Here is a 22,618-nt window from a genome sequence, read left to right as displayed (position 1 = left end):
CCACATTCAAAATCAACGCGCCTGACACACCGCTATCGCGAGCAGGCTCACTCCTACAGGGGCCTGCGGTAACTCCCACTATTTTGGAACACCCCCATGAAGATCACCCCGATCCTCACGCAACTGCGTGGGCAATGCCCTGGCCTTGCCAATCACATTTCGGTGGGTGTCGATCTGGCGTTGCTGCGAGGCAATGTCGATCTGCCGACACCCTCGGCCCATGTGCTGCCACTGGCCGACTTGGCGAGTGAAAGCACCACCCAAAACCTCACCACCCAACCGATCCGCGACCGCTTCGAAATCGTCCTGGTGCTTGACGCCACCGACCCTGCAAAAGCGCTGGATCTGTTGCACGACCTGCGCGCCGAACTGTGGCGTGCGCTGGTGGGGTTCAAGCCCGATTCCGACTACAGCGCCATCGTTTACGACGGCGGCGAACTGGTCTCGATCAACAGCAGCCGCGCCTTCTACCGGCTGCGCTTTTTTGCCGAGTTCCAGCTCGGTCGCAATCTGCCAAGTCAGCCTGCGGAGAGTTGGCACGAACGCGAACTGGACGGTTTGTCGTCCTTTACCGGGGCCACCGTGCGGGTCGATGCGATCGACCCGGCCGATCCCAACCTGAAACGCCCGGGCCCCGATGGGCGCGTGGAAATGACTTTCTCTGCAGAGGTAACCCCATGAGCAATCGCATCACCGTACTGCCGGCCGAAGGCCGTGTCGTACCTGACCCGGAGGCCGGCGATCTGCTGCCGCTGGAAGGCCGTGAAGTGCTGGACAGCGCCTGGTGGCGCCGACGTCTGGCCGACGGCGATATCACCCTCAAAACCGCACCAGCCAAACAAAAGGGAGCCAAATAATGGCGATCGGATTCAGCAACATCCCTGCGGACATTCGTGTACCGCTGTTCTATGCCGAAATGGACAACTCGGCCGCCAATAGCGCGAGTTCGACCCTGCGTCGTTTGATCGTCGCTCAGGTCAACGACAACATCGCGCCGACCGAAGTCGGCAAACTGGTGTTGGTCTCCAGCGTTGCGCTGGCCAAAAGCATCGGTGGCCAAGGCTCGATGCTCGCCTCGATGTACGAAACCTTCCGCAAGGCTGACCCGATCGGTGAGATCTGGTGCCTGCCGCTGCACAATACCGAAGGCGCGATCGCCAAAGGCGTGCTGACCCTGACCGGCACCGCCACTCAGGCTGGCGTGTTGAATCTGTATGTCGGCGGCGTGCGTGTGCAAGCCACCGTGGTCAACGGTGCCACCGCTGCCCAAGCGGCCACTGCACTGGCGCAGAAAATCAACGCCACCGCCGACCTGCCGGTCAGCGCTGCCGCTGCCGAAGGTGTGGTCACCCTGAACGCCAAATGGACTGGCGACAGCGGCAACGACATCAGCCTGCAATTCAATCGCCTGGGCAAGAGCAACGGCGAAGACACCCCGGCCGGCCTGACCACTGCAATCACCGCCATGACCGGCGGCGCCGGCGTGCCGGATCAAGTGGCGGCGATTGCTGCACTGGGCGACGAGCCATTCGAATTCATCGCTCTGCCATGGTCCGATCTGTCGACGCTCAACACCTGGCAAGCGGTCATGGATGACAGCACCGGTCGCTGGTCGTGGGCCAAGCAACTGTTTGGTCACGTCTACAGCGCCAAACGCGGCACCGTTGGTACGCTGGTCGCGGCCGGCCAGGCGCGTAACGACCAGCACATGACCATTCAGGCGCTGGAGCCGGGCGTTCCGCAACCGTTCTGGGTGCAAGCGGCGGCACTGGCTGCACGCACCGCGGTGTTTATCTCCGCCGACGCCAGCCGTCCAACCCAGAGCGGTAGCCTGCCGGGCGTTGATCCGGCACCGGCGAGTGAGCGCTTCACCCTGACCGAGCGTCAGTCGCTGCTCAACTACGGCATCGCCACCGCTTACTACGAAGGTGGCTACGTACGCATTCAGCGCTCGATCACCACCTACCAGAAAAACGCTTACGGTCAGGCCGACAACTCCTATCTGGACAGCGAAACCATGCACCAGTCGGCGTTCATCGTGCGTCGTCTGCAAAGCGTGATCACCAGCAAATACGGCCGGCACAAACTGGCTTCCGACGGCACCCGCTTCGGCGCCGGCCAGCCGATCGTGACGCCAGCGACCATTCGCGGTGAGCTGATCGCGCAGTACGCCAAGCTTGAACTGGAAGGCCACGTCGAGAACGCCGAGCTTTTCGCCGAACACCTGATCGTCGAGCGCGACGTGCAGGATCCGAGCCGCGTGAACGTGCTGTTCCCGCCGGATTACATCAACGGTTTGCGCGTGTTCGCGCTGCTCAACCAATTCCGTCTGCAGTACGACGACGCGGCTTGATCAGCGCGTTTGACGGCAAGTTTTCAGCCCACCTCGCGTGGGCTTTTTTATGCAAGGGAGTAACACCATGGGTCAACTGATTGCAGGCACCTGCTACGTCAAAGTCGACGGCGCACAACTGACCATCAATGGCGGCTGCGAAGCCCCGCTGATGGCGGTCAAACGCGAAACCGTCGTACCGGGTTTCTACAAGGAAACCGACATCGCGCCGTCGTTCAAAGTGACCGCGCTGCACACCGCCGACTTCCCGCTGAAGAAGCTGATCGAAGGCACCGACATCACCGTCACCTGCGAATTCAGCAACGGCAAAGTCTACGTGCTGGCCGGCGCTTATCTGGTTGAAGAGCCAGTTTCCAAGGGCGATGACGCCACCATCGAACTGAAATTCGAAGGCATCAAGGGGACCTGGCAATGAGCGGCGCCGTGAAGCTTCAGGTTGCGATCGAAGCTCACGGCGAGCCCCTGACCGAACTCGTCCTGCGCCGTCCGACGGTGCAGGAAGTGCGAGCGATCAAGGCGCTGCCGTACAAGATCGACAAGAGCGAAGAAGTCAGCCTCGACATGGACGTGGCGGCCAAATACATCGCCGTGTGCGCCGGCATTCCGCCGTCGTCGGTCAACCAGCTGGATCTGGCTGACCTCAATGCGCTGAGCTGGGCCGTTGCGAGTTTTTTCATGAGTGCGGCGTCGGCGCCATCACCGACCTGATCGCCGTCGCCTATGACCTGGCCTGGTTCTGGAAGGTTGACCCCGAACAGATGATGGCCAGGCCACTGGATGTGCTCCGCGAATCGCTGGAGCACGCGCAACGGATCAATGCGATGCAGCAGGTGCAGTGATGGCAGACGAAGAAACGAAAGTAAAAACTCCGGTGCTGATCACGGGCATCGATGAGCTATCGCCCAAGCTCGGCGCCCTTCAGGCCAAGGTCGGGAGTTTCAAGAAAAATCTCGAGCAGGTCGGCCTCGACAAACTGGACATCAGCGGTCTGTTCAAGGGCGGCAGCGTGATCACGCCGTTCGTGGACGGGATCAAATCGGCGGCAGCATTTCAGGGCAAATTGACCGAAGTCAGCGACACGGCAAAAACCGTCGATTTACCCGCCACGCCGAAAGTCGCTGCGCAAAACATGAACGTGTTCAGTGCATCGATGGAAAAGGTTTCCGCAGCCGTCGATGCCGCGCTGGTACCGGCGGTAGGGGCGTTGGTGGTCGGGCTGGAACCGATGCTGACCCAGGTCGGCAGCCTGCTCGCCGACAACCCGAAACTGGTCGAAGGCCTGGCGGCGGGCGCGATTGCCTTCTCCGCCATGCAAACCGCCGTCACCGGCATGACCCAAGTGATGGACGTGATGAGCATGGTGCTCAAGACCAACCCGATCATGTTGATCGCGATGGGCATCGCGGTGGCGGCCGGTTTGATTTATGCCAACTGGACGCCGATCAGTGCCTTTTTCAAGGGCATGTGGGAGGGCGTGAAAAACATCGGTGTGAGTGCGATGGCGACGTTGCGCTCGATCCTTGACTGGCGACCGCTGGATGCACTGGCGGCGCTGTGGTCACCGATCGCGGAATTCTTCTCGGGCATCTGGGCCAAGGTCAAAACCGTCACCGCGCCAGTGATCGACTTTTTCAAATCGGTGTTCTCCTGGACGCCCGCCGGCATGATCCTGGAAAACTGGGCGCCGCTGACCGATCTGTTTTCGGCGATCTGGGAATTGCTCAAGGCCTTGAGTGTGCCGGTGATGGCGTTCCTCAAAGGTCTGTTCGACTGGACGCCGTTGGGCATGATCATCAACAACTGGGGCGCGATCACCGGGTTCTTTGCCTCGATCTGGACGGCGCTGCAACCGGCGGCACAAGCCATCAAGGACTTCTTCGGCACGTTGTTCGATTACTCCCCGCTGGGCATGATCGTCAACAACTGGGGCAGCATCGTGACCTTCTTCGAACCGATCTGGGCCGCGCTGCAAGCTTCGGCGCAGCAGATCAAAAGCTTCTTCCAGAGCTTGTTCGAATGGTCGCCGCTGGAACAGATCGCGATGTACTGGCAACCGATCAGCGAAGTGTTTTCGGCGCTGTGGGGCGTGGTGCAAGCGTTGGCCGCACCGGTACTCGAGTTTTTGCACAACATGTTCGAATGGACGCCGTTGGGGCAGATCATCAAGAACTGGGGGCCGATCACCGAGTGGTTCGGCGAGTTGTGGCAAAAACTGCAAACCGTGATTGCGCCGATCAAAGAGTTGTTCGACGGTGGCTTTGCCGGACTCATCGCCAAGGTCACCGGCAAGGTTGAAACGTTCACCGAAGCGCAACGCCAGACCAATGCCGAAGGCAAAGGCGAACTGGCACCGGCGTTCTTCGGCGCGAGCCCTCAGGCTTCGAGCAACGGCGCGCTACAGGGTGGATCGTTGCCACAGAGTTCCGGTGCCCTGATCCAGCAAAGCGCCGCCAACAACCGTACGCAACTCGAGGGCGGCCTGACCGTGCGCTTCGAAAATGCTCCGGCGGGGCTGCGCACTGATCAACCGCAAACCAATCAACCAGGCCTGGCGTTGTCTTCGCGCATCGGCTATCGCTCGCTGTCGGCAGGAGGTTCCAATGAACTGGCGTGACCGTCTGTTGCCGGCATCCTTTCGTGGTGTCGGGTTCTGGATCGATCAGGCGAAAACCCCGGTCGGTCGCAAAGGTCAGTTGCACGAATATCCGCAACGCGACCTGCCGTATTTCGAAGATCTCGGCCAGCAGGCGAGGATTCACGACGTCACCGCATTCATCATCGGCGCCGATTGCCTGGAGCAGCGCGACAAGCTGCTCAAGGCATTGGAGGCGGGCAGTGGTGAACTGGTGCATCCGTGGCTCGGGCGTTTGCAAGTCAAGGTCGGTGAATGCGATATGACGCACACCCGCCAGGACGGCGGGTTGGTGACCTTTACCCTGAAGTTCTATCCCGATCAGCCGTTGCCGTTTCCGACTGCCAGCGTCAGCACGCAGAAAGTGCTGCTGGCCAAAGCCGACACACTGCTGGGTTCGGCGGTGGCGCGCTTCGAGCAGGCGATGACGCTGATCAAGGCTGCGCGGATCGGCATCGCCAATCTGCGCAACAGCCTGACCGGGGTTTATGAGGTGATCAAGGAGCAGCTCAAACCGCTGATCGAGCAGTACAAACAGATCACTGAACTGGTTAAAGCTGTGAAGGAGTTGCCCAAGGAAGTGGCAGCGGAATTCAAAGGCCTGCTCGGCGATATCAAGGAGCTCAAGGAGTTTGCGAAGGAGGGCTACCGTGGTGTGATTGCCGATGTGTCCCAACAACTCGAAGCCATCCGCAAGGCGGATGCGCCGAAGATAACCACTGGCAAGGACACCAATGCTGCGGCGCAAGCCATGGCCGATCTGGTGCAGGACACGATGCTGGTCAAAGTGGCGCAGTGGGTGGCGTCGATGCCAGTGGCGAGCCCCGCAGTGAAACTGTCGTCGACACCTTCGGTGGCGCAGCAGGCGGATCAACCGGTGACCCGTCCGGAAGTACCGGTGACCGATGAAATGAAAGCACTGCAGAAGGCCGTCGGGGTGGCCATTGATCCGATGCTGGACAAGGCCGATCCCAAGCACCACCAGGCAATCAACGATGTCAAGGAAGCGTTGCTGGCGCATCTCAAGGCAGTGGCGTCATCCGGTGTGCGCCAGGTCACCAAATCGTTTCAGGAAAGCCTGCCGGCGCTGGTTGTGGCCTACAAGCAATTTGCCGATGCGACACGGGTGACCCAAGTGACTCAGAGCAACGCGATGAACCATCCGGGTTTTTCACCCAACGACGTGAAAGTGTCCAGGGAGTGAGCCATGAACGAGATGGATAACCGCGTCACGTTGACCGTCAACAACATGGAATACGGCGGCTGGAAAAGCGTGGAAATCACCGCTGATCTGGAGCGCCAGTTCCGCACGTTCAAACTTGACATCACCTGGCAGTGGCCGGGGCAGACGGTGGACCAGCGGATCAAGCCGGGTGACCCCTGCGAAGTGAAAATCGGCCAGGACCTGGTGCTCACCGGCTACGTGTTCAAGGCGCCGATCAGCTATGACGGACGCCAGATCAGCCTGAGCATCGAGGGCAGTTCCAAGACCCAGGATCTGGTCGATTGCGCCGCCAGAAACCAGCCGAACCAGTGGCAGGAGCAACCGCTGTTGAGCATCGTGCAGGCGCTGGCGATGGAGTACGGGCTGATGGTGGTCAATGAGATTCCCGAGACTGCGCGGCTGACCAAGCACACCATCGTGCCGGGTGAAACCGTGTTCCAGTCGATCGACCGTTTGCTCTCGTTGCTGCGGGTGTTTTCCACCGATGACGCGCAGGGCCGGCTGGTGCTGGCCAAACCCGGCAGCGGTGGTCGGGCCAGCGATGCGCTGGAGCTGGGCAAGAATATCCTGTCGGCCAACGCCCCCATGGATCAGAGCCAGGTGTTCTCCGAATACCGGGTGATCGGCCAGCAGAAAGGTTCGGACAAGAAGAGCGGGGCGGCGGTCAGCGAGGTTGAATCCAGCGCGACCGATCTGAGCTTCAAACGTCGACGCACCACCATCATCAACGAGGGCACCGCGCTGACGTTCGAACTGGCCCAGCAACGCGCCCAGTGGGAGTGCGCCACCCGTATGGGGCGGGCGCAGACCACCACGTATCGGGTGCAGGGCTGGCGCCAGGCCAACGGTGATCTTTGGCGGCACAACACGCTGGTCAAAGTCACGGATCCGGTGCTTGGGTTCGATGGCGACATGCTGATCTCCAAGGTCACTTATTCGCTGTCGGCACAAGGCTCGGTGACCACGCTGCAAGTGGCGCCGCCGCATACCTTCGACGCCAATCCAATGCTACCGAAAAAATCCCCGGCCTGACACCGAACCCTGTAGGAGTGAGCCTGCTCGCGATAGCGGTAGAACTGACACAGAAACGTCGTCTGTCATGCCGTCATCGCGAGCAGGCTCACTCCTACAGTTGATCGCGTCTTCGCCGCCTCTTGAGGACAATTCATGAGCCTACTGACACGCCTGCTGGCGCGCGGCACTGTCGTGCTCGCCAATTCGGCATCCAAGCTGCAATCGCTGCAAATGCGCCTCACCGCCGGCGAAGTGAACGACGACATGGAGCACTTCGAACCTTACGGCTTCACCAGCCACCCGCTGGCCGGTGCCGAAGGTGTCGTCACGTTCATCGGCGGCGACCGTTCCCACGCCATCGCTCTGGTCATCGCCGACCGCCGCTATCGCCTGCAAGCGCTGGCCGCTGGTGAAGTGGCGATCTACACCGACGAGGGCGACAAGATTCACTTCAAGCGTGGGCGGATCATCGACATCGAAACCGCCACGCTGAACATCCGCGCCAGCAGCGCGGTGAACTTCGATACGCCGGTGATCAACCAGACCGGCAAGATCGTGTCCACCGGCGATCAACTCGCCGGTGGCATCAGCCAGATCAACCACGTGCACGTCGGCGTGCAGGCCGGCAGCGGCCAGACCGGCGCGCCGGCAGGAGGCAAGTGATGCTGATCAGCCAAAACCTCCACGCTGCACTGACGCGCTCCGTACTGATCAGCCTGTTCACCTGGCGCCGCGCCGCCGATGACGACGCCCTCGACGACGACGAACGTTTCGGCTGGTGGGGCGACACCTTTCCCACCGTTGCCGACGATCGCATCGGCTCGCGCCTGTGGCTGCTGCGCCGGGTGAAACTGACCCGACAAACGCAAATGGACGCCGAATTCTATGCCCGCGAAGCCTTGCAATGGCTGATCGACGACGGCCACTGCAGCGCCATCGACATCATCAGCGAACGCCTCGACGCCCAGCGCCTGAACCTGCGCACGGTCCTGACCCTGGCTGACGGCGAACGTCTGGACATCAACCCCGATAACAGTTGGCAGGTGATCTATGCCGTTTGAAACCCCTTCGCTGCCGGTGCTGATCAAGCGCACCCAAAGCGACCTGGCCGGCGATTCGCTGCGCCAGTCCGATGCGCAAGTGCTGGCCCGTACCCTCGGTGGCGCGGCTTATGGTCTGTACGGTTATCTCGACTGGATTGCCGAGCAGATCCTGCCCGATAAAGCCGATGAATCGACCCTGGAACGCATCGCCGCGCTGCGTTTGAACCAACCGCGCAAACCCGCGCAAGTCGCCACCGGCAGCGTCAGTTTTACCGCGACTGCCGGCGCGGTGCTCGACGCCGATACACTGCTGCAAACCAATGACGGTCGCACCTACAAAGTCACCGCCGCGCGCACCACGGTCAATGGCAGCAACACCACCACCATCGCCGCACTCGATGCCGGCAGCCTCGGCAATGCCGACGCCGGGCTGGCGCTGACGCCGGTGCAGCCGATTGCCGGTGTGGTCGGCAACAGTTTTGTCGTGCTGGCGCCGGGACTCAGCGGCGGTGTCGCGCGGGAAAGTCTGGAGTCGCTACGTTCGCGGGTGATTCGTTCCTACCGCGTGATTCCCCATGGCGGCTCGGCCAGCGACTACGAAACCTGGGCGCTGGAAGTGCCGGGCGTGACCCGCGCCTGGTGTCGTGGCGGCTTGCTCGGGCCGGGCACGGTGACGGTATTCATCATGCGTGACGAAGACCCGCAACCGGTGCCGAACGATGAGCAATTGGCGGAAGTTCAGGACTACATCGAACCGCTGCGTCCAGTGACGGCGGAAGTGCGCGTGCAACGGCCGATTCAGGTGCCGGTGGTGTATCGCTTCAAGAGCGTCAATCCGGACACCACCGCTGTGCGCGCCGCCGTTGAGGCGCAGTTGCGCGACCTGCACAACCGCGAAGCCGATCTGGGCGTGCCGTTGCTGATCAGCCATATCCGCGAAGCCATCAGCAGCGCCGGCGGTGAGTACGATCACACGCTGACCGCGCCAGCCGCTGACGTGCCCGCCGGGCAAAGCGAACTGCTGACCTTCGGAGGTTGCGTATGGGGGGCATAAGAACCGCCGCGCAATATCAGGCGCAATTGCGCGCCTTGCTGCCCAGCGGCCCGGCGTGGGACCCGGAGCGCGTGCCGGAACTGGAAGAAGTTCTGCAAGGCGTCGCCGTCGAACTGGCGCGTCTCGATGCCCGCGCCGCCGACCTGCTCAACGAGATGGACCCGGCCGGCGTCAGCGAACTGGTGCCGGACTGGGAACAGGTGATGAACCTGCCCGATCCGTGCCTGGGCGCCACGCCGCTGTTCGACGACCGCCGCCTCGCCGTACGCCGACGCTTGCTGGCGGTCGGCAGTCAGGCTGTCGGTTACTACATCGACATCGCCAAAAGCCAGGGTTACCCCAACGCGACCATCACCGAACTCGAAGCCCCACGCATGGGCCGCTCGCGTTTCGGCTCGGCGCATTGGGGCACGTGGGAAGCGCAGTTCATGTGGACGCTCAACACCGGCGGCCGGTTGTTGCTGGGTCGGCGATTCGGTGCGAGCTACTGGGGCGAGCGTTTCGGCGTCAACCCGGGCTCGGCGCTGGAATGCCTGATTCACCGCAGTGCGCCGGCGCATACCAAGGTGCACATCAATTATGACTAGGGAAGAATGAGCCATGGATTATCCGAACAGTGTGCCCAGCGCCGGCTTGGTGAATGGGAAGTTTGTCGATGAGAACCCCATGACCGGAACCCCGGGATCGCTGATCCCGGCGGATTGGGGTAACGGAGTTACTCAGGAAATTCTCAATGTGATCAATGCGGCGGGTCTGACGCCGGACGAGAAAAAATACGATCAGTTGCTGCAAGCGATTCAGTCGGTGACGGCCAAGGGCTGGAATCAGGATCTGGCGTTGCCGCTGGTGGCGTTGCCGCTGCCGACGGTGGCCACCGCCGATGGTCGGCTGACGGTCAGCCCGGCTGCAGCATCCACCAGTGGTGGCAGGGTTTCGATTGCGGCAGGCACGTTTATCAGCCTCGGTCAGGAAGTTGTGAATGGTCAGTTGGGTCGTTCGCGCACGTTTGTGACGTCTGCCTGGAGCAGTGCGGATCTGTTGCCCAGTAGCCATTACTTTCTACGCGCGCAAGTCTCTGGCGGTACGCTGTCGTTCTACGTGCAGCGTGGCAACATCCATGACGTGACGCCCGAATCGTTGAAAGGAACGGTAAACGGTGCCGCCGGTGGCGGCTTCCAGTCAACGGCACTGGACATGTGCCTGGCGTGGATCGTGACCGGTGCGCCGGGCTCGGTGCCCACGGTTCGAACCATCTACAACCGTGCTCGCTTGACCTGGACTCAGACGGTCAACGGAACGGGCGCAATTTTCCTGCCACTGGATCCCCATGCACGTTCTGCACGATTGGTTGCCGGCAACCCGACACCCTCGTCAACCGCAGTGACGGCGGTTGGTTTTCCATCAACCGGCTGGGTGGGAGGTAACTATTGCTTCCTGTCGCCCATGATCGCTGGTAGCTCCAATAATGCTGGTGGCTGGAACCCCGCAACGGCTTCCCCTTGTGTGTTGTTCACCAACAACATCGTTAACGACGTGACGGTTTCAACGCTGGCCGCCAGTTTCGATCATGCCAATTTGCGCTCGCTGTGGCAGTGCTATCAGGCAGAGCACAACCTTGGTCAGTCGAACGCCGAAAGTGATGAACTGCTACTGAGCATGGGCATCAAGAGCCATCCGGTCACTGATTACAGCGTCGGTATCGCGGTCAATTTCGCCGATGCCGTCAACGTCCAATTGTCCTGGGAGCTTATTCGATGATCGTTATTCAGGAGCTTCATCAGTTCGACGGCGAAATGCGCCTTCCTCAACCTTCTGCCGCCCATGACTGGGACGGTGAGGCATGGGTTCTGAACGCTGACAAACAGACTGAACTGAATGCGCAGGAAGTTGAACAGATTTGCGTCAAAGTTGACGCCGCTGCCGACAGCACTCGCATCGCATTGGCTGGCGACCCGCTCAAAGCCATGGAATACGCCCAGGCCGCCGCCGACGCACAGGCCTATCAGGACGCCGGTTACCCGAAAAAGGAAGTGCCGCTGTCGGTCGCAGCGTGGGTGGTCAAAGGACGCACTGCCAAACAAGCCGCCGAGCAGATTCTGAGCAAGGCCGATCAACTGACCGACCATCTGCTGGCGCTGCGTACGCTGCGCCTGAAGGCCAAAGCGCAGATTCGCGCACAGGCTGCCAAGGGCAACATGGATCTGGCGCGCAGCGCTGGTGACGAAGCGTTGGTTGCCATTCGCCAACTGGCCAGCGGCCTTTCCGGCTAAGCCGAAAACCTTCATTCAGAGTCACCCAAGCCCACTTCGTTGTGGGCTTTTTATTTTCAGAAAACCGACCGTGGACAGGCACGCAGAAGACGCTGTGTTGACGCTGGTCATTTGTCATTTCAAAGGAACGAACAACCTATGGATTATCCAAAAAGCGTACCCAGCGTCGGCCTGGTCGATGGCCGCTTCGTCGATGAAAACCCGGTGGCGGGTACGCCGGGGTCATTGATTCCTGCGGTGTGGGGAAATGCCGTCACCGAGGAAATACTCAACGTTGTCACCGGAGCGGGACTGGCGCCTGCTGAAGGTGATAACCGACAACTGCTCAAAGCCTTGCAGGCGCTGTTGGCATTGGCCAGCCCAATGGCAACGTCCGTGACCAATGTATCGACCTCCAAAGCGTTGGCGGCAAATGAACTCGGGCTGGTGCTCGTCAATGCGAGCAGTGGTGCGACCACCATCAGCCTGCCGCCGGCGGACCTTACGTTAGGGGTTCGCGACGTCATAGTCCGTCGGGTCGACAACTCGACATCGCGCCTGGCAGTGAGCGCGTCGGGCACCGACAAAATCAGATTTCATACCCATCTTGTCGCAGCCGGTTATCCCTTCTTTGTGCTGATGGGTTCGGGTGACTGGTGGCACCTGCGCAGTGATGGCGCAGGCAACTGGTGGCCGATCGGACGCTTCGATGGCACGCCGTTGGGCCGCACTGTCTTCGAGACTACGGCACTGCTCAACCCCGGAGGATACGGTCCGCTCAACGGGGCGGTATTCAGTCGCAGCGATTGGCCGTGGTTGTGGGATCACGCGCAGCAGTCCGGTGCCCTGACCACTGAAGCCGCGCGGGTAGGGGCCGAGGGTGGCTGGACCAGCGGAGACGGCACGTTGACCTTTCGCGGGCCGGAGGGTCGAGGTGAGTTCATCAGAGTATGCGATGAGGGGCGTGGGGTTGATGCCGGTCGCTCGGTTGGTAGTTGGCAGGTCGACATGTTCCGCGCTCATCGACACGAGCTCAAAAGCGACATGCTGGGCGTTCCACTGGTATCGGCACCGAACGCGGCGCCTGATGCCTTGTTTAATCAGGCCAACATCAGTCTCGGATTTACCGAAAATACCGGCGGTGTCGAAACCCGTCCGCGCAACATGGCCTATCCAGGTCGGATAAAGCTCATCTGACGCGAGTTTTTCGTTTTCTGAGCACCATCAAATGGAAATGAACAATGCCCTATTACTACGTATTAAATGAAGGGACGCAAGAAATTACCGGACCGATCGAATTGCCGATCACACCCGGAATAGGCGTTCAAATACCCGGCAATGCAATCGAGTTGACTGAATTGCTGCCCACCATTGAGCCCGGTTATGTTTGGGTGTGGCGCAATGGGCAAATTTTGCAACTGATCGACTTGCGCAACCGGCTGGTTTATCGCAAAGACAATGGCAACTCGCTTTACTGGAGCGAGCTTGGGCCTATCCCTGACTATCTGACCGTCAAGCCGCGTCCCGACACTTTCTACTTCTGGAAAGACGATGACTGGGTGCCGGATGCCGACGCCCAACGTGCGGCATTGGTGACGCAGGTGGGCTTAGAGCGCGATAACCGCCTGCGCGAAGTGGTCATTCGTGTCGCACCACTGCAATACGCTTACGAACTGGGCGAGGCGGGCAGTGATCAACTGGCCACGCTGCAAACATGGAAACGCTACGCGCTTATTCTGGCCCGGATCGAGCTGCAACCGGATTATCCCCTGGTCATTGAATGGCCCGCGACGCCTGCCGAACTGGTTGTTTAACCAATCTCATAAGCACAACTCAATTGATTAAAGCCTCGTAGACGGCCTGGTGCTGTCGGTATTCGGCTGCCTGTCAGAAGCTTGAAGGCTATGGCGTGGAGGGTCTGGAACGATGCGCGTTTGTTGACAGCAGATTGACGGCCTTCAGGGCCAGAGTGGCTTGTTTTTAAAAAACAGGAGAAATTTAATGGATTACCCAAATAGTGTGCCCAGTGCCGGTCTTGTAAACGGTCGGTTTGTCGATGAAGACCCGCTGAGTGGTAGGCCGGGATCGTTGATTCCAGCGAGTTGGGGAAATAGCGTTACGCAGGAAATTCTTGAAGTTATCAGAGCCTCGGGAGCAGTCGCGGACGAAGCTGATAACACTCAGTTAAGAGCAGCAATCAATACGCTGATCTCGAAGAAATACAGTGAAAGCCTGGCCAGTCAAGAAGACGCGGAGTCTGGTGCCAGTACCACCAAGTTAATGACACCGTTGCGCGTAGTCCAATCAATTGCGAAGAAAATCCAACAGGCGACAGAGTCCATCGTAGGCATAGCAAAAGTTGCTTCTCAGGCAGAGGTCAATGCTGGCGTCAGCGACGCGTCTACTGTGACTCCGAAAAAACTTAGACTTGGATTCAAGGTGAATCTGGGCATTTCAGGCTACATCGTTTTTCCCTCTTGGATGGGAGGATTGATCATCCAGTGGATTAACGGCAGCGCCAGTCAGTCAGGCAACAACAATTGTGGTGACCTGAATTTATGGCCACTCGCATTTCCCAATGCGATGTTTCTCGCGGTCGCCACCCATGAAGGTGGTTCAACGGCAACCTTCTTGACGTGGAACGATACTTCAACAGTAAGTAGGAGAGTGGGCATCAATGTGCGCTGTCCTGATTATTCGAACTCTTCCATTTCCGCCCGAATCATAGGAATAGGGTACTGACTATGTATTATTTTTCGCCGGCAACTTCCGGTTTTTATCATTCGGATGTACACGGAGTGAGTATTCCTTCCGACGCGTTTGCACTCAGCGAAGGTGAGTACTGCGGGCTGGTATCGAATGCTCCGAAAGGTACGGTTCTGTCGTTGAATAGTGAAGGACGACCGGAGCGGTTTTTTTTGGCGGAACCGTCCAGTGACGCGCAAGAACGAATGTGGCGCGACAAGGCGTTGGAGCTGACTCAGTGGCTGGTCCTTCGCGATGCCGAAGAACTGGAAATGGGCGAGGGCACAACCTTGCGTACCGAGGAGTTCAAAGAGCTCCTGGTCTATCGGCAAGCACTGCGCGACTGGCCCAATCAGCCGGACTTCCCGGATTCCCATTCACGCCCGGTCGAACCTGACTGGCTTGAAGATTTGCTGCGGACCCATGGCTGAGCGGTTCGCTCTTCCATCAAGGATAGATATACATGGATTACCCAAAAAACGTCTCAGGCTCAGGCTTGGTCGACGGCAAGTTTGTCGATGAAGATGCCATCGCGGGAACACCGGGATCGTTGATCCCTGCGAGTTGGGGCAACAGTGTTACCCAAGAGATTCTCAGCGCGATTACCGCAGCGGGTCTGAAACCCGATGAAAACCAGACCGATCAACTGGCACAGGCGATCCGTCAATTGTCCAAGCCTGATCCGCTACAGCAGTTTCCTGTGCAGGTGTATCGCAGGAATGTTCTGATCAATGGCGGGTTCGATATCTGGCAGCGCGGCACGACCAACCAAGGCCCCAATATCGGTGGCTATGTAGCCGATCGTTTTCGCTGCGACTGGAATGGCAATGCTGCCGTGACCATCTCTCGTCAGGACTTTGCTCCGGGGCAGACAGAAGTGACAGGCGAGCCGGGTTATTTTTTACGCTGGCAGCAAACCTCAGCGGGCGTCGGCGCTACCGAGCACAAGATTTCCCAAAGCGTTGAGTCAGTCAGGACTCTGGCCGGACGAACCGCCACCGTGACCTTTTGGGCGCGCTCCGATGCCACGCGCTCATTGAAAGTGACGATCGGCCAGTACTTTGGCAATGGTGGTTCGGAAGCCGTCGTCAAAGTAGTCGATGTTTTTCCATTGAGCACTGCATGGGGCAAGTACAGCGCAACCTTCCAGGTACCATCGATCGCGGGGAAAATGCTCGGCGCCAATGATTATTTGCGCTTGGCTTTTGATTTGCCGCTCAACGTTTTGCAAACCGTCGATCTGACTCAGGTGCAATTGGAAGAAGGTCCGGTTTCCACGCCATTCGAATACCGTCTTTCTGGCGAAGAATTGACGTTGTGTCAGCGTTATTTCGAAAAGTCTTTTGCCAACCGTTTACCGATTCGTGCAAACAACGGCACGGGTACCTGCATCGTCTCGTTTACTCAGGCTGCGCCTGGAAATACCGGGCAATACGGGATGGTCGTAGACATGCAGACTCAGAAAAGAGTGCAGCCTACTGTTGTCCTGTATTGCCCTGGAAATGCAAGTAATCAGATTTGGAACTATTCGCAGGGAGTGCCTTGCACAGGCACCATTGTGCAAAGTGTGACACAGCGCAGTTTCGCGATCGGCACTGTGACGCCTGTAAACAGTCAGCCCGGTAACGGATTGCAGATTGAATGGACAGCGGATGCTGAGATCTAGGAGTGAACCCATGACCTATCAACTGACCACTTGCGGAGTACTGCGCACGGAGGACTCTTCGTTTATCCCGCAGGATCCAACCAATCGCGACTGGCTTGACTATCAAGCCTGGCTGTTATCTGGCGGCCAAGTCCTGCCATTGAATGAAACCCTCGAAAACGCAGCCCCGGCCAGCTCAGTGACAAGTCTGGCAAAAAAATGGCTGGGGGCTGTTGTCCGTCAACCGTGATTCAATCGGGGCAATATCCAGGGAGGATCAAGCATTATGCAAATAACTGAAAACAACCTTATCGACATCATGCCCAACGCCCGCTCCCAAGCGGGCGTTTTTGTTTCGCCGCTCAACAGCGCCATGGCGCGCCGCCATATCGACTCGCCTAAACGCGTCGCGGCGTTCCTCGCGCAGGTCGGCCATGAGTCGGGGCAGTTGCGCTATGTGCGCGAACTGGGCAACAACCAATACCTGAGCAAGTACGACACGGGTACGTTGGCCTTGCGTCTGGGCAACACTCCTGAGGCCGACGGCGACGGGCAAAAATACCGAGGGCGCGGGTTGATCCAGATTACCGGCCGCTCGAATTACCGCCAGTGCAGCCTCGGCCTGTTTGGCGATGAGCGCCTGCTGTCGCTGCCCGAATTGCTCGAACAACCACAATGGGCGGCCGAGTCTGCGGCATGGTTCTGGGAGCAGAACGGCTTGAATGAACTGGCCGACCGCGATCAGTTCAACACCATCACCCGACGCATCAACGGCGGGTTGAACGGCTTGCAGGATCGCCTGGACATCTGGGCGCGGGCGAGGGCGGTGCTATGCCAATCTCCTGGCGAGTGATCGGCGTCCTGTTGCTGGCTGCGGGTGCGTTTGCAGCGGCCTGGCAGTTTCAGGAGTGGCGCTACGGGCGGCAATTGGCGGAGCAGGCACGGTTAAACGCTGAAGTCCTCAATCAACAGAATGTTGCTGCTGCCTCAGCGCAACAGGTTGAGCAGGATAAACGCCTGGCGCTGGAGCAACGACTCGCCGCCAGTGAACAAACCCACTATCGAGCGCTGAGCGATGCCCAACGTGATCAGGATCGCCTGCGCGATCGTCTTGCCACTGCTGATGTGCGCCTGTCAGTCCTTCTCGACGCCGGCGACCTTGCCCCAGGCTGCAACGTGCCAGCCACCGCCGGCGCCGGCAGCATGGATCATGCAGCCGTACGCGCCCGACTTGACCCGGCGCATGCTCAACGAATTGTCGCCATCACCGACACCGGCGACCGTGGACTGATCGCCTTGCAGGCGTGTCAGGCCTATGTCAGAGCGCTGGCGCCCGAACATTTTGAATGAGTCTGTGTATTGAAAGCGCAACCGGCTCGTGTACGGTGGAGGCATTCCACACGATCCGGAGCACGCCGTGAAAGAGATCACTCAACTGGCCGCCGACCTTGGCCGACGTCTGCAACTGCTCAATGCCCACGTCACCACCGCCGAGTCTTGTACCGGTGGCGGAATTGCCGAAGCGATCACCAGGATCCCGGGTAGTTCGGCGTGGTTCGAGGCGGGCTACGTCACGTACTCCAACCGGCAGAAAACCCAGCAACTGAATGTGCCGGCCGAGTTGTTCGAGACGGTGGGCGCGGTCAGTCGCGAAGTGGTCGAGGCGATGGTGCGTGGCGCGCAGGACAAAAGTCTGGCGCGATTTGCCGTGGCGGTCAGTGGCGTAGCGGGGCCGGACGGCGGCTCGCCAAACAAACCGGTCGGCACGGTGTGGCTGGCGTGGTGTGTTGGCGAGGCAGTGACCAGCGAGGTTCAGCACTTCCCCGGCAACCGTGATGCAGTCCGCCGACAAACGGTGAAGGCCGCGCTAGAGGGGCTCCTGCGACTAGCGGCACGAGAAATCGAAAATCAGGGGTAGGCGATCCGCGAACGCTGTGGAATAATACTGGCTACTTATACAGGTGTTGGCCGTCAGGCCTTATTGATTACGTGAGGACTTTAATGGACGACAACAAGAAGAAAGCCTTGGCTGCGGCCCTGGGTCAGATCGAACGTCAATTCGGCAAGGGTGCCGTGATGCGTATGGGCGATCAGGACCGTCAGGCGATCCCGGCTATCTCCACTGGCTCTCTGGGTCTGGACATCGCGCTCGGCATTGGCGGCCTGCCAAAAGGCCGTATCGTTGAAATCTACGGTCCTGAATCCTCCGGTAAAACCACACTGACCTTGTCCGTGATCGCCCAGGCGCAAAAAGCCGGCGCGACCTGCGCATTCGTCGACGCCGAACACGCCCTCGATCCTGAGTACGCCGGCAAACTGGGCGTCAACGTCGACGACCTGCTGGTGTCCCAGCCGGACACCGGCGAACAGGCGCTGGAAATCACCGACATGCTGGTGCGCTCCAACGCGGTTGACGTGATCATCGTCGACTCCGTGGCAGCTCTGGTACCAAAGGCTGAAATCGAAGGCGAAATGGGTGACATGCACGTGGGCCTGCAAGCCCGTCTGATGTCCCAGGCGCTGCGTAAAATCACCGGTAACATCAAGAACGCCAACTGCCTGGTAATCTTCATCAACCAGATCCGTATGAAGATCGGCGTGATGTTCGGTAGCCCGGAAACCACCACCGGTGGTAACGCGCTGAAGTTCTACGCCTCGGTTCGTCTCGACATCCGCCGTACCGGCGCGGTGAAAGAAGGCGACGAAGTGGTCGGCAGCGAAACCCGCGTCAAGGTTGTGAAGAACAAGGTTGCTTCGCCGTTCCGTCAGGCCGAGTTCCAGATTCTTTACGGCAAAGGCATCTACCTCAATGGCGAGATGATCGACCTCGGCGTGCTGCACGGTTTCGTCGAGAAGTCCGGCGCCTGGTATGCCTACGAAGGCACCAAGATCGGTCAGGGCAAGGCCAACTCGGCCAAGTTCCTGGCAGACAACCCGGAAATCGCCGCGAAGCTCGAGAAGCAACTGCGTGACAAACTGCTGACTCCGGCAGTGATCGACTCCAAGGCTTCTGCAGTCAAAGAGACTGTAGACGACCTGGCCGACGCTGATATCTGATTGCAGCGATGACCACTGCCGTACTCGATACCCTCGTCGCGGTGCGGCGAACCGCCATGGACCTGCTTGCACGCCGCGAGCATGGTCGAGTCGAGTTGACGCGCAAATTGCGTCAACGCGGCGCTGAGGCGGAGATGATCGAAACAGCCCTCGACCGCTTAACGGAAGAGGGGCTGCTTTCAGAAGCCCGTTACCTTGAAAGCTTTGTTTCCTACCGTGCCCGTTCCGGCTACGGCCCTCTGCGGATTCGCGAAGAGCTGAGCCAGCGCGGTTTGCAACGTGCCGATATCGAACTCGCCCTGCGCGAAAGCGGTATCAGTTGGCAGGAACAACTTCAGGACACCTGGCGCCGGAAGTTCTCCGGGCATTTACCGATTGATGCGAAGGAACGGGCCAAGCAAGGTCGGTTCCTGGCCTATCGGGGGTTCTCGATGGAGATGATCAACCGCTTGTTCAGCGGTCGAGGGATGGACGATTAAGCTGCTTCAATAAAAACGGCCCGCTATGAAAATAGCGGGCCGTTTTTTTTGCCCTCATATTACCTTGGAGGGTTCGCGCGAACGTTGTGCTGTTTGCGGTTTTGAATGAGCCCAGTTTTCCGGCAGGTTGATGTAATCGATCAACTCCCTCAGGCGCCCGTGAGTGCGGGCATTGAAGGCGAAGGCCAGTCGCGCCAGATGGCTGAACTGTGCTTCATCGTGTTCCTCACCGCTGTAGTCGTGTTGATGAAACTGGTCGCTCAGGCACAGATCGGCGAACGCTTCCTGCATGTGCTCCAGGGCCTGATCGCTGAGCTTGTGATGCATACGAATCACGAATTGACGCTTGAGCCAACGGCTGGAGTGGAAGTTGCTGTAGAACTGGTTGATCTGTTCCACCGCTTCCTCAACGGTGTAAACCAGACGCATCAGCTTCATGTCAGTCGGCAGGATGTAGCGATTGCTCTCCAATTGCTGGCGAATGAAGTCCATCGCGCCTTGCCAGAACGTTCCGCCGGGTGCATCCAGCAGCACCACCGGCACCAATGGACTTTTGCCGGTCTGGATCAACGTCAGTACTTCCAGCGCTTCATCCAGCGTGCCGAAACCGCCGGGGCACAAAACCAGTGCATCGGCTTCTTTGACGAAGAACAGTTTTCGGGTGAAGAAGAAGTGGAACGGCAGCAGATTGCCGGTGCCATCGACCGTGGGGTTGGCATGCTGTTCGAAGGGCAGGGTGATATTGAACCCGAGGCTGTGATCACGGCCGGCACCTTCGTGCGCAGCGGCCATGATGCCGCCCCCGGCGCCAGTGATGACCATCATCTCCGAACGCGTCAACGCCGCGCCGAGTTCACGGGCCATGGCATACAGCGGATGTTCGACGGGTGTGCGCGCCGAGCCGAACACAGTAACTTTGCGTCGGCCCTTGAATTGCTCCAGCACCCGGAACGCCTGCTCCAGTTCGCGCAGGGCCTGCAGGGTGATCTTGGCGTTCCAGCGGTTATGGTCTTCCTGAGCCATGCGCAGCACGGTCAGAATCATGTCGCGGTAGATCGGTATGTTCGGGCTGTTGGGGGAAACACGGTTGAGTTGTTCTTCGACCTTACTGATGAGGTCGGGGCCGCTTTCCTGAAAATGACGACTCAAGAGGTCATTCGGTTGGTAAGGCATTCAACGTCTCCTTCTGCACAGAGCGGTTGGCCCTGACGAGCGGCGTCAGTGCCGCGCTGCAAAAAACACACGATCGGCAGTTCCTTTCCTGCCGTTGAAAAGTGATCGGGAATACTCTGAATCTAGACCCTTGCGCGCATTTGCGCTGACTTGATCATTGCGCCGCAACGTTTTGCCTGGCAACCGTTTATTGATTGTTCGCCGGTTCCTTCACCGCTCGTCCGAACCTGCGCCGAGCGGCAATCCCTCTGATTAACTAACTTACAGGCGTCGTACGACAGCTTTGCGTTACGGTGCACGCGATTCAAGGATTTGTGGGTGGCAAGGAGGCGGGACACATGGCCAGAGTGATTCTGGAGATCGATACGCAGCTGTATCGAATGTTGAAGGCATCAGCCGAGACCAATCATCTCAGTCTCGAAGAAGAGTGCTGCCGGCGCTTGGCCGGCGGCGAGCGCCGTTCGCACTATTTACAGGCCTTGCTGGCCGAATTGCGCGCCGAGGATGAACAGCGGCGCGCCAATTCGCGATGATTACTTCTTCTTCGCCGGACCGGCTTTCGGGCAATCCGATTCCTGGTAGCTGGCGGAGCCGATTGCTTTGTTGGTTTTCACTTCCGTGAAGTCGTAACGCATGATCGCGCCCTTGGCCATCAGCTTGCGAAACGACGGGTTGTTGCACACCGAGGCGCCCAGCTGGAAATACACGGCTTTAGGGTCAGCGCGCATTTTGTCGGCGTGGCTCTTCTGCACGCTCAGGTGGTTGATCAACTGCGTGCCTTCAACGGTAAAGCCCTGATCAAGAATGTCTTCGCTAATGGCGCGGGGCGTGCCGACGCTGCTCTGGGCGGCGACGTTGCGCAGCTCGCGGTTCAGATTCTGCTCACTCAGGGAGGCAGCCTGAGCGGTGAAGGACGACGCCAGCAGAATGGCAGCGGTGGGAACGATAAGGCGCAGCATGAAACTCTCCTGGTTCAGTGACTGGTGGTTCGACCAGCCACGTGACTGTGCGTTCAGTGGCGGCGAATTATAGGGGAGCCGGTCGGGAGGGTACAGGCTTGTGCCCGTCGCTCTGGTAAACTGCCGGCCTTTATTGCCCTGCCGAGTGTTGTTCGTGTCGAGTTTTCCTGCTTTTCGGCGTTATCCGCGATGAACCATGCCCCCAACGCCGTTGCTCGTCTGCGCGACCAGCGCGAAGATGAAGGCATCAAGCCGATTCAGGCCCGAGGTTTTCGCTCTGAGCGTTGCCGCGACTGCCGGGTGATCATCAGCCATTGCCTGTGCGCCTGGCGCCCGAGCGTCGAAACGCGTTCGGGCGTGTGCCTGATCATGACCGGCAAGGAAGTGTTCAAACCGAGCAACACCGGTTGGCTGATTGCCGATGTGGTGCGCGATAACCACGCATTCATCTGGTCGCGCACCGAGCCCGATCCGCAGATGCTGGCGCTGCTCAGCGACCCGCAATGGCAGCCGTATCTGGTGTTTCCCGGCGAATACGTCGAGCCGTCACGGGTGACCAATACGGTCGCTCCCGTTAACAGCAAGCGCCCGCTGTTCATTCTGCTCGATGCGACGTGGACCGAAGCGCGGAAGATTTTCCGCAAGAGCCCGTATTTCGACCGCTTGCCGATCTTGAGCCTGCAGCCCGACAAACTTTCGCGCTACCGCTTGCGCCGCTCGACCCGCAGCGAGCACCTGTGCACCGCCGAAGTCGCGGCGTTGTGCCTGGAACTGGCCGGTGACAGCGACGCGGCTTCTGCGCTGGACGCCTATTTCGACGTGTTCAGCCAGCATTACCTCGGCGCCAAACAACAGTTGGACATGAATGAATCGACGCCGGCCCACGCTGAGTTGCTGCCCTATATACGAAAGCCGCAGCCGGAGTTGGCCCAATAGTGGCCCATACTGTACAAGCCAGCGGCCGTGCTGCTTGACCACCCCGTCTTCGCT

General features: G+C 59.4%; 29 protein-coding genes. 27 read left to right on the top strand and 2 right to left on the bottom strand.

Annotation, left to right across the window (positions count from 1 at the left end):
- Positions 1 to 96 precede the first annotated feature (96 nt).
- From CKW17_RS06685 to recX, 25 genes are all read left to right on the top strand, one after another.
- Positions 97 to 681: a hypothetical protein gene (locus CKW17_RS06685; protein ID WP_095119259.1), complete on the top strand. Its 585-nt coding sequence runs from the start codon at positions 97 to 99 to the stop codon at positions 679 to 681.
- A complete protein-coding gene (locus CKW17_RS06680) occupies positions 678 to 857 on the top strand; it encodes a DUF2635 domain-containing protein (RefSeq protein ID WP_007908782.1) in 180 nt (59 codons plus the stop codon). Before CKW17_RS06685 ends, CKW17_RS06680 begins: the two co-directional genes overlap by 4 nt.
- Positions 857 to 2,353 carry a phage tail sheath subtilisin-like domain-containing protein gene (locus CKW17_RS06675; protein ID WP_095119258.1) on the top strand — a complete coding sequence of 499 codons (1,497 nt, stop codon included), beginning with the start codon at positions 857 to 859 and terminating at the stop codon, positions 2,351 to 2,353. The genes CKW17_RS06680 and CKW17_RS06675 overlap by 1 nt, the downstream gene beginning before the upstream one ends.
- A gap of 67 nt (positions 2,354 to 2,420) precedes the next feature.
- A complete protein-coding gene (locus tag CKW17_RS06670; RefSeq protein ID WP_007908779.1) occupies positions 2,421 to 2,768 on the top strand; it encodes a phage tail tube protein in 348 nt (115 codons plus the stop codon).
- Positions 2,765 to 3,061, top strand: a complete 297-nt coding sequence (locus CKW17_RS06665) for a phage tail assembly protein (RefSeq protein ID WP_007908778.1) — start codon at positions 2,765 to 2,767, stop codon at positions 3,059 to 3,061. Before CKW17_RS06670 ends, CKW17_RS06665 begins: the two co-directional genes overlap by 4 nt.
- 130 nt (positions 3,062 to 3,191) lie before the next feature.
- Positions 3,192 to 4,967 carry a phage tail protein gene (locus tag CKW17_RS06660; protein WP_095119257.1) on the top strand — a complete coding sequence of 592 codons (1,776 nt, stop codon included), beginning with the start codon at positions 3,192 to 3,194 and terminating at the stop codon, positions 4,965 to 4,967.
- Positions 4,954 to 6,189 (top strand): DNA circularization protein, encoded by a 1,236-nt coding sequence (locus CKW17_RS06655; protein ID WP_095119256.1) that lies wholly within the window; start codon positions 4,954 to 4,956, stop codon positions 6,187 to 6,189. The genes CKW17_RS06660 and CKW17_RS06655 overlap by 14 nt, the downstream gene beginning before the upstream one ends.
- A gap of 3 nt (positions 6,190 to 6,192) precedes the next feature.
- Positions 6,193 to 7,242: a phage baseplate assembly protein gene (locus CKW17_RS06650; protein ID WP_095119255.1), complete on the top strand. Its 1,050-nt coding sequence runs from the start codon at positions 6,193 to 6,195 to the stop codon at positions 7,240 to 7,242.
- 135 nt (positions 7,243 to 7,377) lie between these two features.
- Positions 7,378 to 7,887, top strand: a complete 510-nt coding sequence (locus CKW17_RS06645) for a phage baseplate assembly protein V (protein WP_095119254.1) — start codon at positions 7,378 to 7,380, stop codon at positions 7,885 to 7,887.
- Positions 7,887 to 8,285 (top strand): phage GP46 family protein, encoded by a 399-nt coding sequence (locus CKW17_RS06640; protein WP_077571355.1) that lies wholly within the window; start codon positions 7,887 to 7,889, stop codon positions 8,283 to 8,285. Before CKW17_RS06645 ends, CKW17_RS06640 begins: the two co-directional genes overlap by 1 nt.
- Positions 8,275 to 9,321, top strand: coding sequence for a baseplate J/gp47 family protein (locus CKW17_RS06635; protein WP_095119253.1), 1,047 nt, complete (start codon positions 8,275 to 8,277; stop codon positions 9,319 to 9,321). Before CKW17_RS06640 ends, CKW17_RS06635 begins: the two co-directional genes overlap by 11 nt.
- Positions 9,309 to 9,908, top strand: a complete 600-nt coding sequence (locus CKW17_RS06630; protein WP_095119252.1) for a YmfQ family protein — start codon at positions 9,309 to 9,311, stop codon at positions 9,906 to 9,908. The genes CKW17_RS06635 and CKW17_RS06630 overlap by 13 nt, the downstream gene beginning before the upstream one ends.
- Positions 9,909 to 9,921: 13 nt before the next feature.
- Positions 9,922 to 11,079 (top strand): phage tail protein, encoded by a 1,158-nt coding sequence (locus CKW17_RS06625; RefSeq protein ID WP_095119251.1) that lies wholly within the window; start codon positions 9,922 to 9,924, stop codon positions 11,077 to 11,079.
- Positions 11,076 to 11,591 carry a phage tail protein gene (locus CKW17_RS06620; protein WP_095119250.1) on the top strand — a complete coding sequence of 172 codons (516 nt, stop codon included), beginning with the start codon at positions 11,076 to 11,078 and terminating at the stop codon, positions 11,589 to 11,591. Before CKW17_RS06625 ends, CKW17_RS06620 begins: the two co-directional genes overlap by 4 nt.
- Positions 11,592 to 11,729: 138 nt before the next feature.
- Entirely contained in the window at positions 11,730 to 12,767 is a 1,038-nt protein-coding gene (locus CKW17_RS06615; RefSeq protein WP_095119249.1) for a phage tail protein, read from the top strand.
- A gap of 44 nt (positions 12,768 to 12,811) precedes the next feature.
- Positions 12,812 to 13,384, top strand: coding sequence for a tail fiber assembly protein (locus CKW17_RS06610; RefSeq protein WP_095119248.1), 573 nt, complete (start codon positions 12,812 to 12,814; stop codon positions 13,382 to 13,384).
- Positions 13,385 to 13,571: 187 nt separating this feature from the next.
- Positions 13,572 to 14,312 (top strand): hypothetical protein, encoded by a 741-nt coding sequence (locus CKW17_RS06605; protein WP_095119247.1) that lies wholly within the window; start codon positions 13,572 to 13,574, stop codon positions 14,310 to 14,312.
- Between the two features lie 2 nt (positions 14,313 to 14,314).
- Positions 14,315 to 14,746 (top strand): phage tail assembly chaperone, encoded by a 432-nt coding sequence (locus CKW17_RS06600; RefSeq protein WP_095119246.1) that lies wholly within the window; start codon positions 14,315 to 14,317, stop codon positions 14,744 to 14,746.
- A gap of 32 nt (positions 14,747 to 14,778) precedes the next feature.
- Positions 14,779 to 15,981 (top strand): carbohydrate-binding protein CenC, encoded by a 1,203-nt coding sequence (locus CKW17_RS06595; protein WP_095119245.1) that lies wholly within the window; start codon positions 14,779 to 14,781, stop codon positions 15,979 to 15,981.
- Positions 15,982 to 15,991: 10 nt separating this feature from the next.
- Complete coding sequence (locus CKW17_RS06590; protein WP_095119244.1) at positions 15,992 to 16,210, top strand: hypothetical protein; 219 nt, start codon at positions 15,992 to 15,994, stop codon at positions 16,208 to 16,210.
- 36 nt (positions 16,211 to 16,246) lie between these two features.
- Positions 16,247 to 16,813, top strand: coding sequence for a glycoside hydrolase family 19 protein (locus CKW17_RS06585; protein ID WP_095119243.1), 567 nt, complete (start codon positions 16,247 to 16,249; stop codon positions 16,811 to 16,813).
- Entirely contained in the window at positions 16,792 to 17,310 is a 519-nt protein-coding gene (locus CKW17_RS06580) for a lysis system i-spanin subunit Rz (RefSeq protein WP_095119242.1), read from the top strand. Before CKW17_RS06585 ends, CKW17_RS06580 begins: the two co-directional genes overlap by 22 nt.
- 67 nt (positions 17,311 to 17,377) lie before the next feature.
- Positions 17,378 to 17,878: a CinA family protein gene (locus tag CKW17_RS06575; RefSeq protein ID WP_095119241.1), complete on the top strand. Its 501-nt coding sequence runs from the start codon at positions 17,378 to 17,380 to the stop codon at positions 17,876 to 17,878.
- A gap of 83 nt (positions 17,879 to 17,961) precedes the next feature.
- Positions 17,962 to 19,017, top strand: coding sequence for a recombinase RecA (gene recA, locus CKW17_RS06570; protein ID WP_095119240.1), 1,056 nt, complete (start codon positions 17,962 to 17,964; stop codon positions 19,015 to 19,017).
- Between the two features lie 8 nt (positions 19,018 to 19,025).
- The gene (gene recX / locus CKW17_RS06565; protein ID WP_008077166.1) at positions 19,026 to 19,496 is read left to right on the top strand and encodes a recombination regulator RecX; all 471 of its coding nucleotides are present in this window, start codon (positions 19,026 to 19,028) and stop codon (positions 19,494 to 19,496) included.
- Positions 19,497 to 19,550: 54 nt separating this feature from the next.
- On the opposite strand, the gene CKW17_RS06560 is transcribed toward recX, so the two are convergent.
- Positions 19,551 to 20,669, bottom strand: coding sequence for a TIGR00730 family Rossman fold protein (locus tag CKW17_RS06560; protein WP_095119239.1), 1,119 nt, complete (start codon positions 20,667 to 20,669; stop codon positions 19,551 to 19,553).
- A 338-nt stretch (positions 20,670 to 21,007) separates the two neighbouring features.
- Between CKW17_RS06560 and CKW17_RS06555 the strand changes: the two genes are divergently transcribed.
- Positions 21,008 to 21,202: a hypothetical protein gene (locus CKW17_RS06555; RefSeq protein WP_034154934.1), complete on the top strand. Its 195-nt coding sequence runs from the start codon at positions 21,008 to 21,010 to the stop codon at positions 21,200 to 21,202.
- Here CKW17_RS06555 and CKW17_RS06550 read toward each other — a convergent pair whose 3' ends face one another.
- Positions 21,203 to 21,628 (bottom strand): PA3611 family quorum-sensing-regulated virulence factor, encoded by a 426-nt coding sequence (locus CKW17_RS06550; RefSeq protein ID WP_008077172.1) that lies wholly within the window; start codon positions 21,626 to 21,628, stop codon positions 21,203 to 21,205.
- 189 nt (positions 21,629 to 21,817) lie between these two features.
- Here CKW17_RS06550 and CKW17_RS06545 point away from each other — a divergent pair, with 189 nt between their 5' ends.
- Complete coding sequence (locus tag CKW17_RS06545) at positions 21,818 to 22,564, top strand: tRNA-uridine aminocarboxypropyltransferase (protein ID WP_095119238.1); 747 nt, start codon at positions 21,818 to 21,820, stop codon at positions 22,562 to 22,564.
- Positions 22,565 to 22,618: the final 54 nt, after the last annotated feature.

This window comes from Pseudomonas sp. Irchel s3f10 (genome assembly GCF_900187515.1).
In the GTDB taxonomy this organism is placed as follows: Bacteria; Pseudomonadota; Gammaproteobacteria; order Pseudomonadales; family Pseudomonadaceae; genus Aquipseudomonas; species Aquipseudomonas tensinigenes.
This window is presented reverse-complemented; position numbering and strand designations above follow the sequence as displayed.

Coding starts and splice junctions, on each gene's coding strand:
- CKW17_RS06640 (WP_077571355.1), top strand. CDS start 7,887: ATGCTGATCAGCCAAAACCTCCACGCTGCACTGACGCGCTCCGTACTG.
- CKW17_RS06580 (WP_095119242.1), top strand. CDS start 16,792: ATGCCAATCTCCTGGCGAGTGATCGGCGTCCTGTTGCTGGCTGCGGGT.
- CKW17_RS06650 (WP_095119255.1), top strand. CDS start 6,193: ATGAACGAGATGGATAACCGCGTCACGTTGACCGTCAACAACATGGAA.
- CKW17_RS06545 (WP_095119238.1), top strand. CDS start 21,818: ATGAACCATGCCCCCAACGCCGTTGCTCGTCTGCGCGACCAGCGCGAA.
- CKW17_RS06560 (WP_095119239.1), bottom strand. CDS start 20,669: ATGCCTTACCAACCGAATGACCTCTTGAGTCGTCATTTTCAGGAAAGC.
- CKW17_RS06680 (WP_007908782.1), top strand. CDS start 678: ATGAGCAATCGCATCACCGTACTGCCGGCCGAAGGCCGTGTCGTACCT.
- recX (WP_008077166.1), top strand. CDS start 19,026: ATGACCACTGCCGTACTCGATACCCTCGTCGCGGTGCGGCGAACCGCC.
- CKW17_RS06685 (WP_095119259.1), top strand. CDS start 97: ATGAAGATCACCCCGATCCTCACGCAACTGCGTGGGCAATGCCCTGGC.
- CKW17_RS06630 (WP_095119252.1), top strand. CDS start 9,309: ATGGGGGGCATAAGAACCGCCGCGCAATATCAGGCGCAATTGCGCGCC.
- CKW17_RS06665 (WP_007908778.1), top strand. CDS start 2,765: ATGAGCGGCGCCGTGAAGCTTCAGGTTGCGATCGAAGCTCACGGCGAG.
- CKW17_RS06595 (WP_095119245.1), top strand. CDS start 14,779: ATGGATTACCCAAAAAACGTCTCAGGCTCAGGCTTGGTCGACGGCAAG.
- CKW17_RS06620 (WP_095119250.1), top strand. CDS start 11,076: ATGATCGTTATTCAGGAGCTTCATCAGTTCGACGGCGAAATGCGCCTT.
- CKW17_RS06605 (WP_095119247.1), top strand. CDS start 13,572: ATGGATTACCCAAATAGTGTGCCCAGTGCCGGTCTTGTAAACGGTCGG.
- CKW17_RS06625 (WP_095119251.1), top strand. CDS start 9,922: ATGGATTATCCGAACAGTGTGCCCAGCGCCGGCTTGGTGAATGGGAAG.
- CKW17_RS06655 (WP_095119256.1), top strand. CDS start 4,954: ATGAACTGGCGTGACCGTCTGTTGCCGGCATCCTTTCGTGGTGTCGGG.
- CKW17_RS06585 (WP_095119243.1), top strand. CDS start 16,247: ATGCAAATAACTGAAAACAACCTTATCGACATCATGCCCAACGCCCGC.
- CKW17_RS06610 (WP_095119248.1), top strand. CDS start 12,812: ATGCCCTATTACTACGTATTAAATGAAGGGACGCAAGAAATTACCGGA.
- CKW17_RS06645 (WP_095119254.1), top strand. CDS start 7,378: ATGAGCCTACTGACACGCCTGCTGGCGCGCGGCACTGTCGTGCTCGCC.
- CKW17_RS06550 (WP_008077172.1), bottom strand. CDS start 21,628: ATGCTGCGCCTTATCGTTCCCACCGCTGCCATTCTGCTGGCGTCGTCC.
- CKW17_RS06635 (WP_095119253.1), top strand. CDS start 8,275: ATGCCGTTTGAAACCCCTTCGCTGCCGGTGCTGATCAAGCGCACCCAA.
- CKW17_RS06660 (WP_095119257.1), top strand. CDS start 3,192: ATGGCAGACGAAGAAACGAAAGTAAAAACTCCGGTGCTGATCACGGGC.
- CKW17_RS06590 (WP_095119244.1), top strand. CDS start 15,992: ATGACCTATCAACTGACCACTTGCGGAGTACTGCGCACGGAGGACTCT.
- CKW17_RS06555 (WP_034154934.1), top strand. CDS start 21,008: ATGGCCAGAGTGATTCTGGAGATCGATACGCAGCTGTATCGAATGTTG.
- CKW17_RS06600 (WP_095119246.1), top strand. CDS start 14,315: ATGTATTATTTTTCGCCGGCAACTTCCGGTTTTTATCATTCGGATGTA.
- CKW17_RS06675 (WP_095119258.1), top strand. CDS start 857: ATGGCGATCGGATTCAGCAACATCCCTGCGGACATTCGTGTACCGCTG.
- CKW17_RS06615 (WP_095119249.1), top strand. CDS start 11,730: ATGGATTATCCAAAAAGCGTACCCAGCGTCGGCCTGGTCGATGGCCGC.
- recA (WP_095119240.1), top strand. CDS start 17,962: ATGGACGACAACAAGAAGAAAGCCTTGGCTGCGGCCCTGGGTCAGATC.
- CKW17_RS06670 (WP_007908779.1), top strand. CDS start 2,421: ATGGGTCAACTGATTGCAGGCACCTGCTACGTCAAAGTCGACGGCGCA.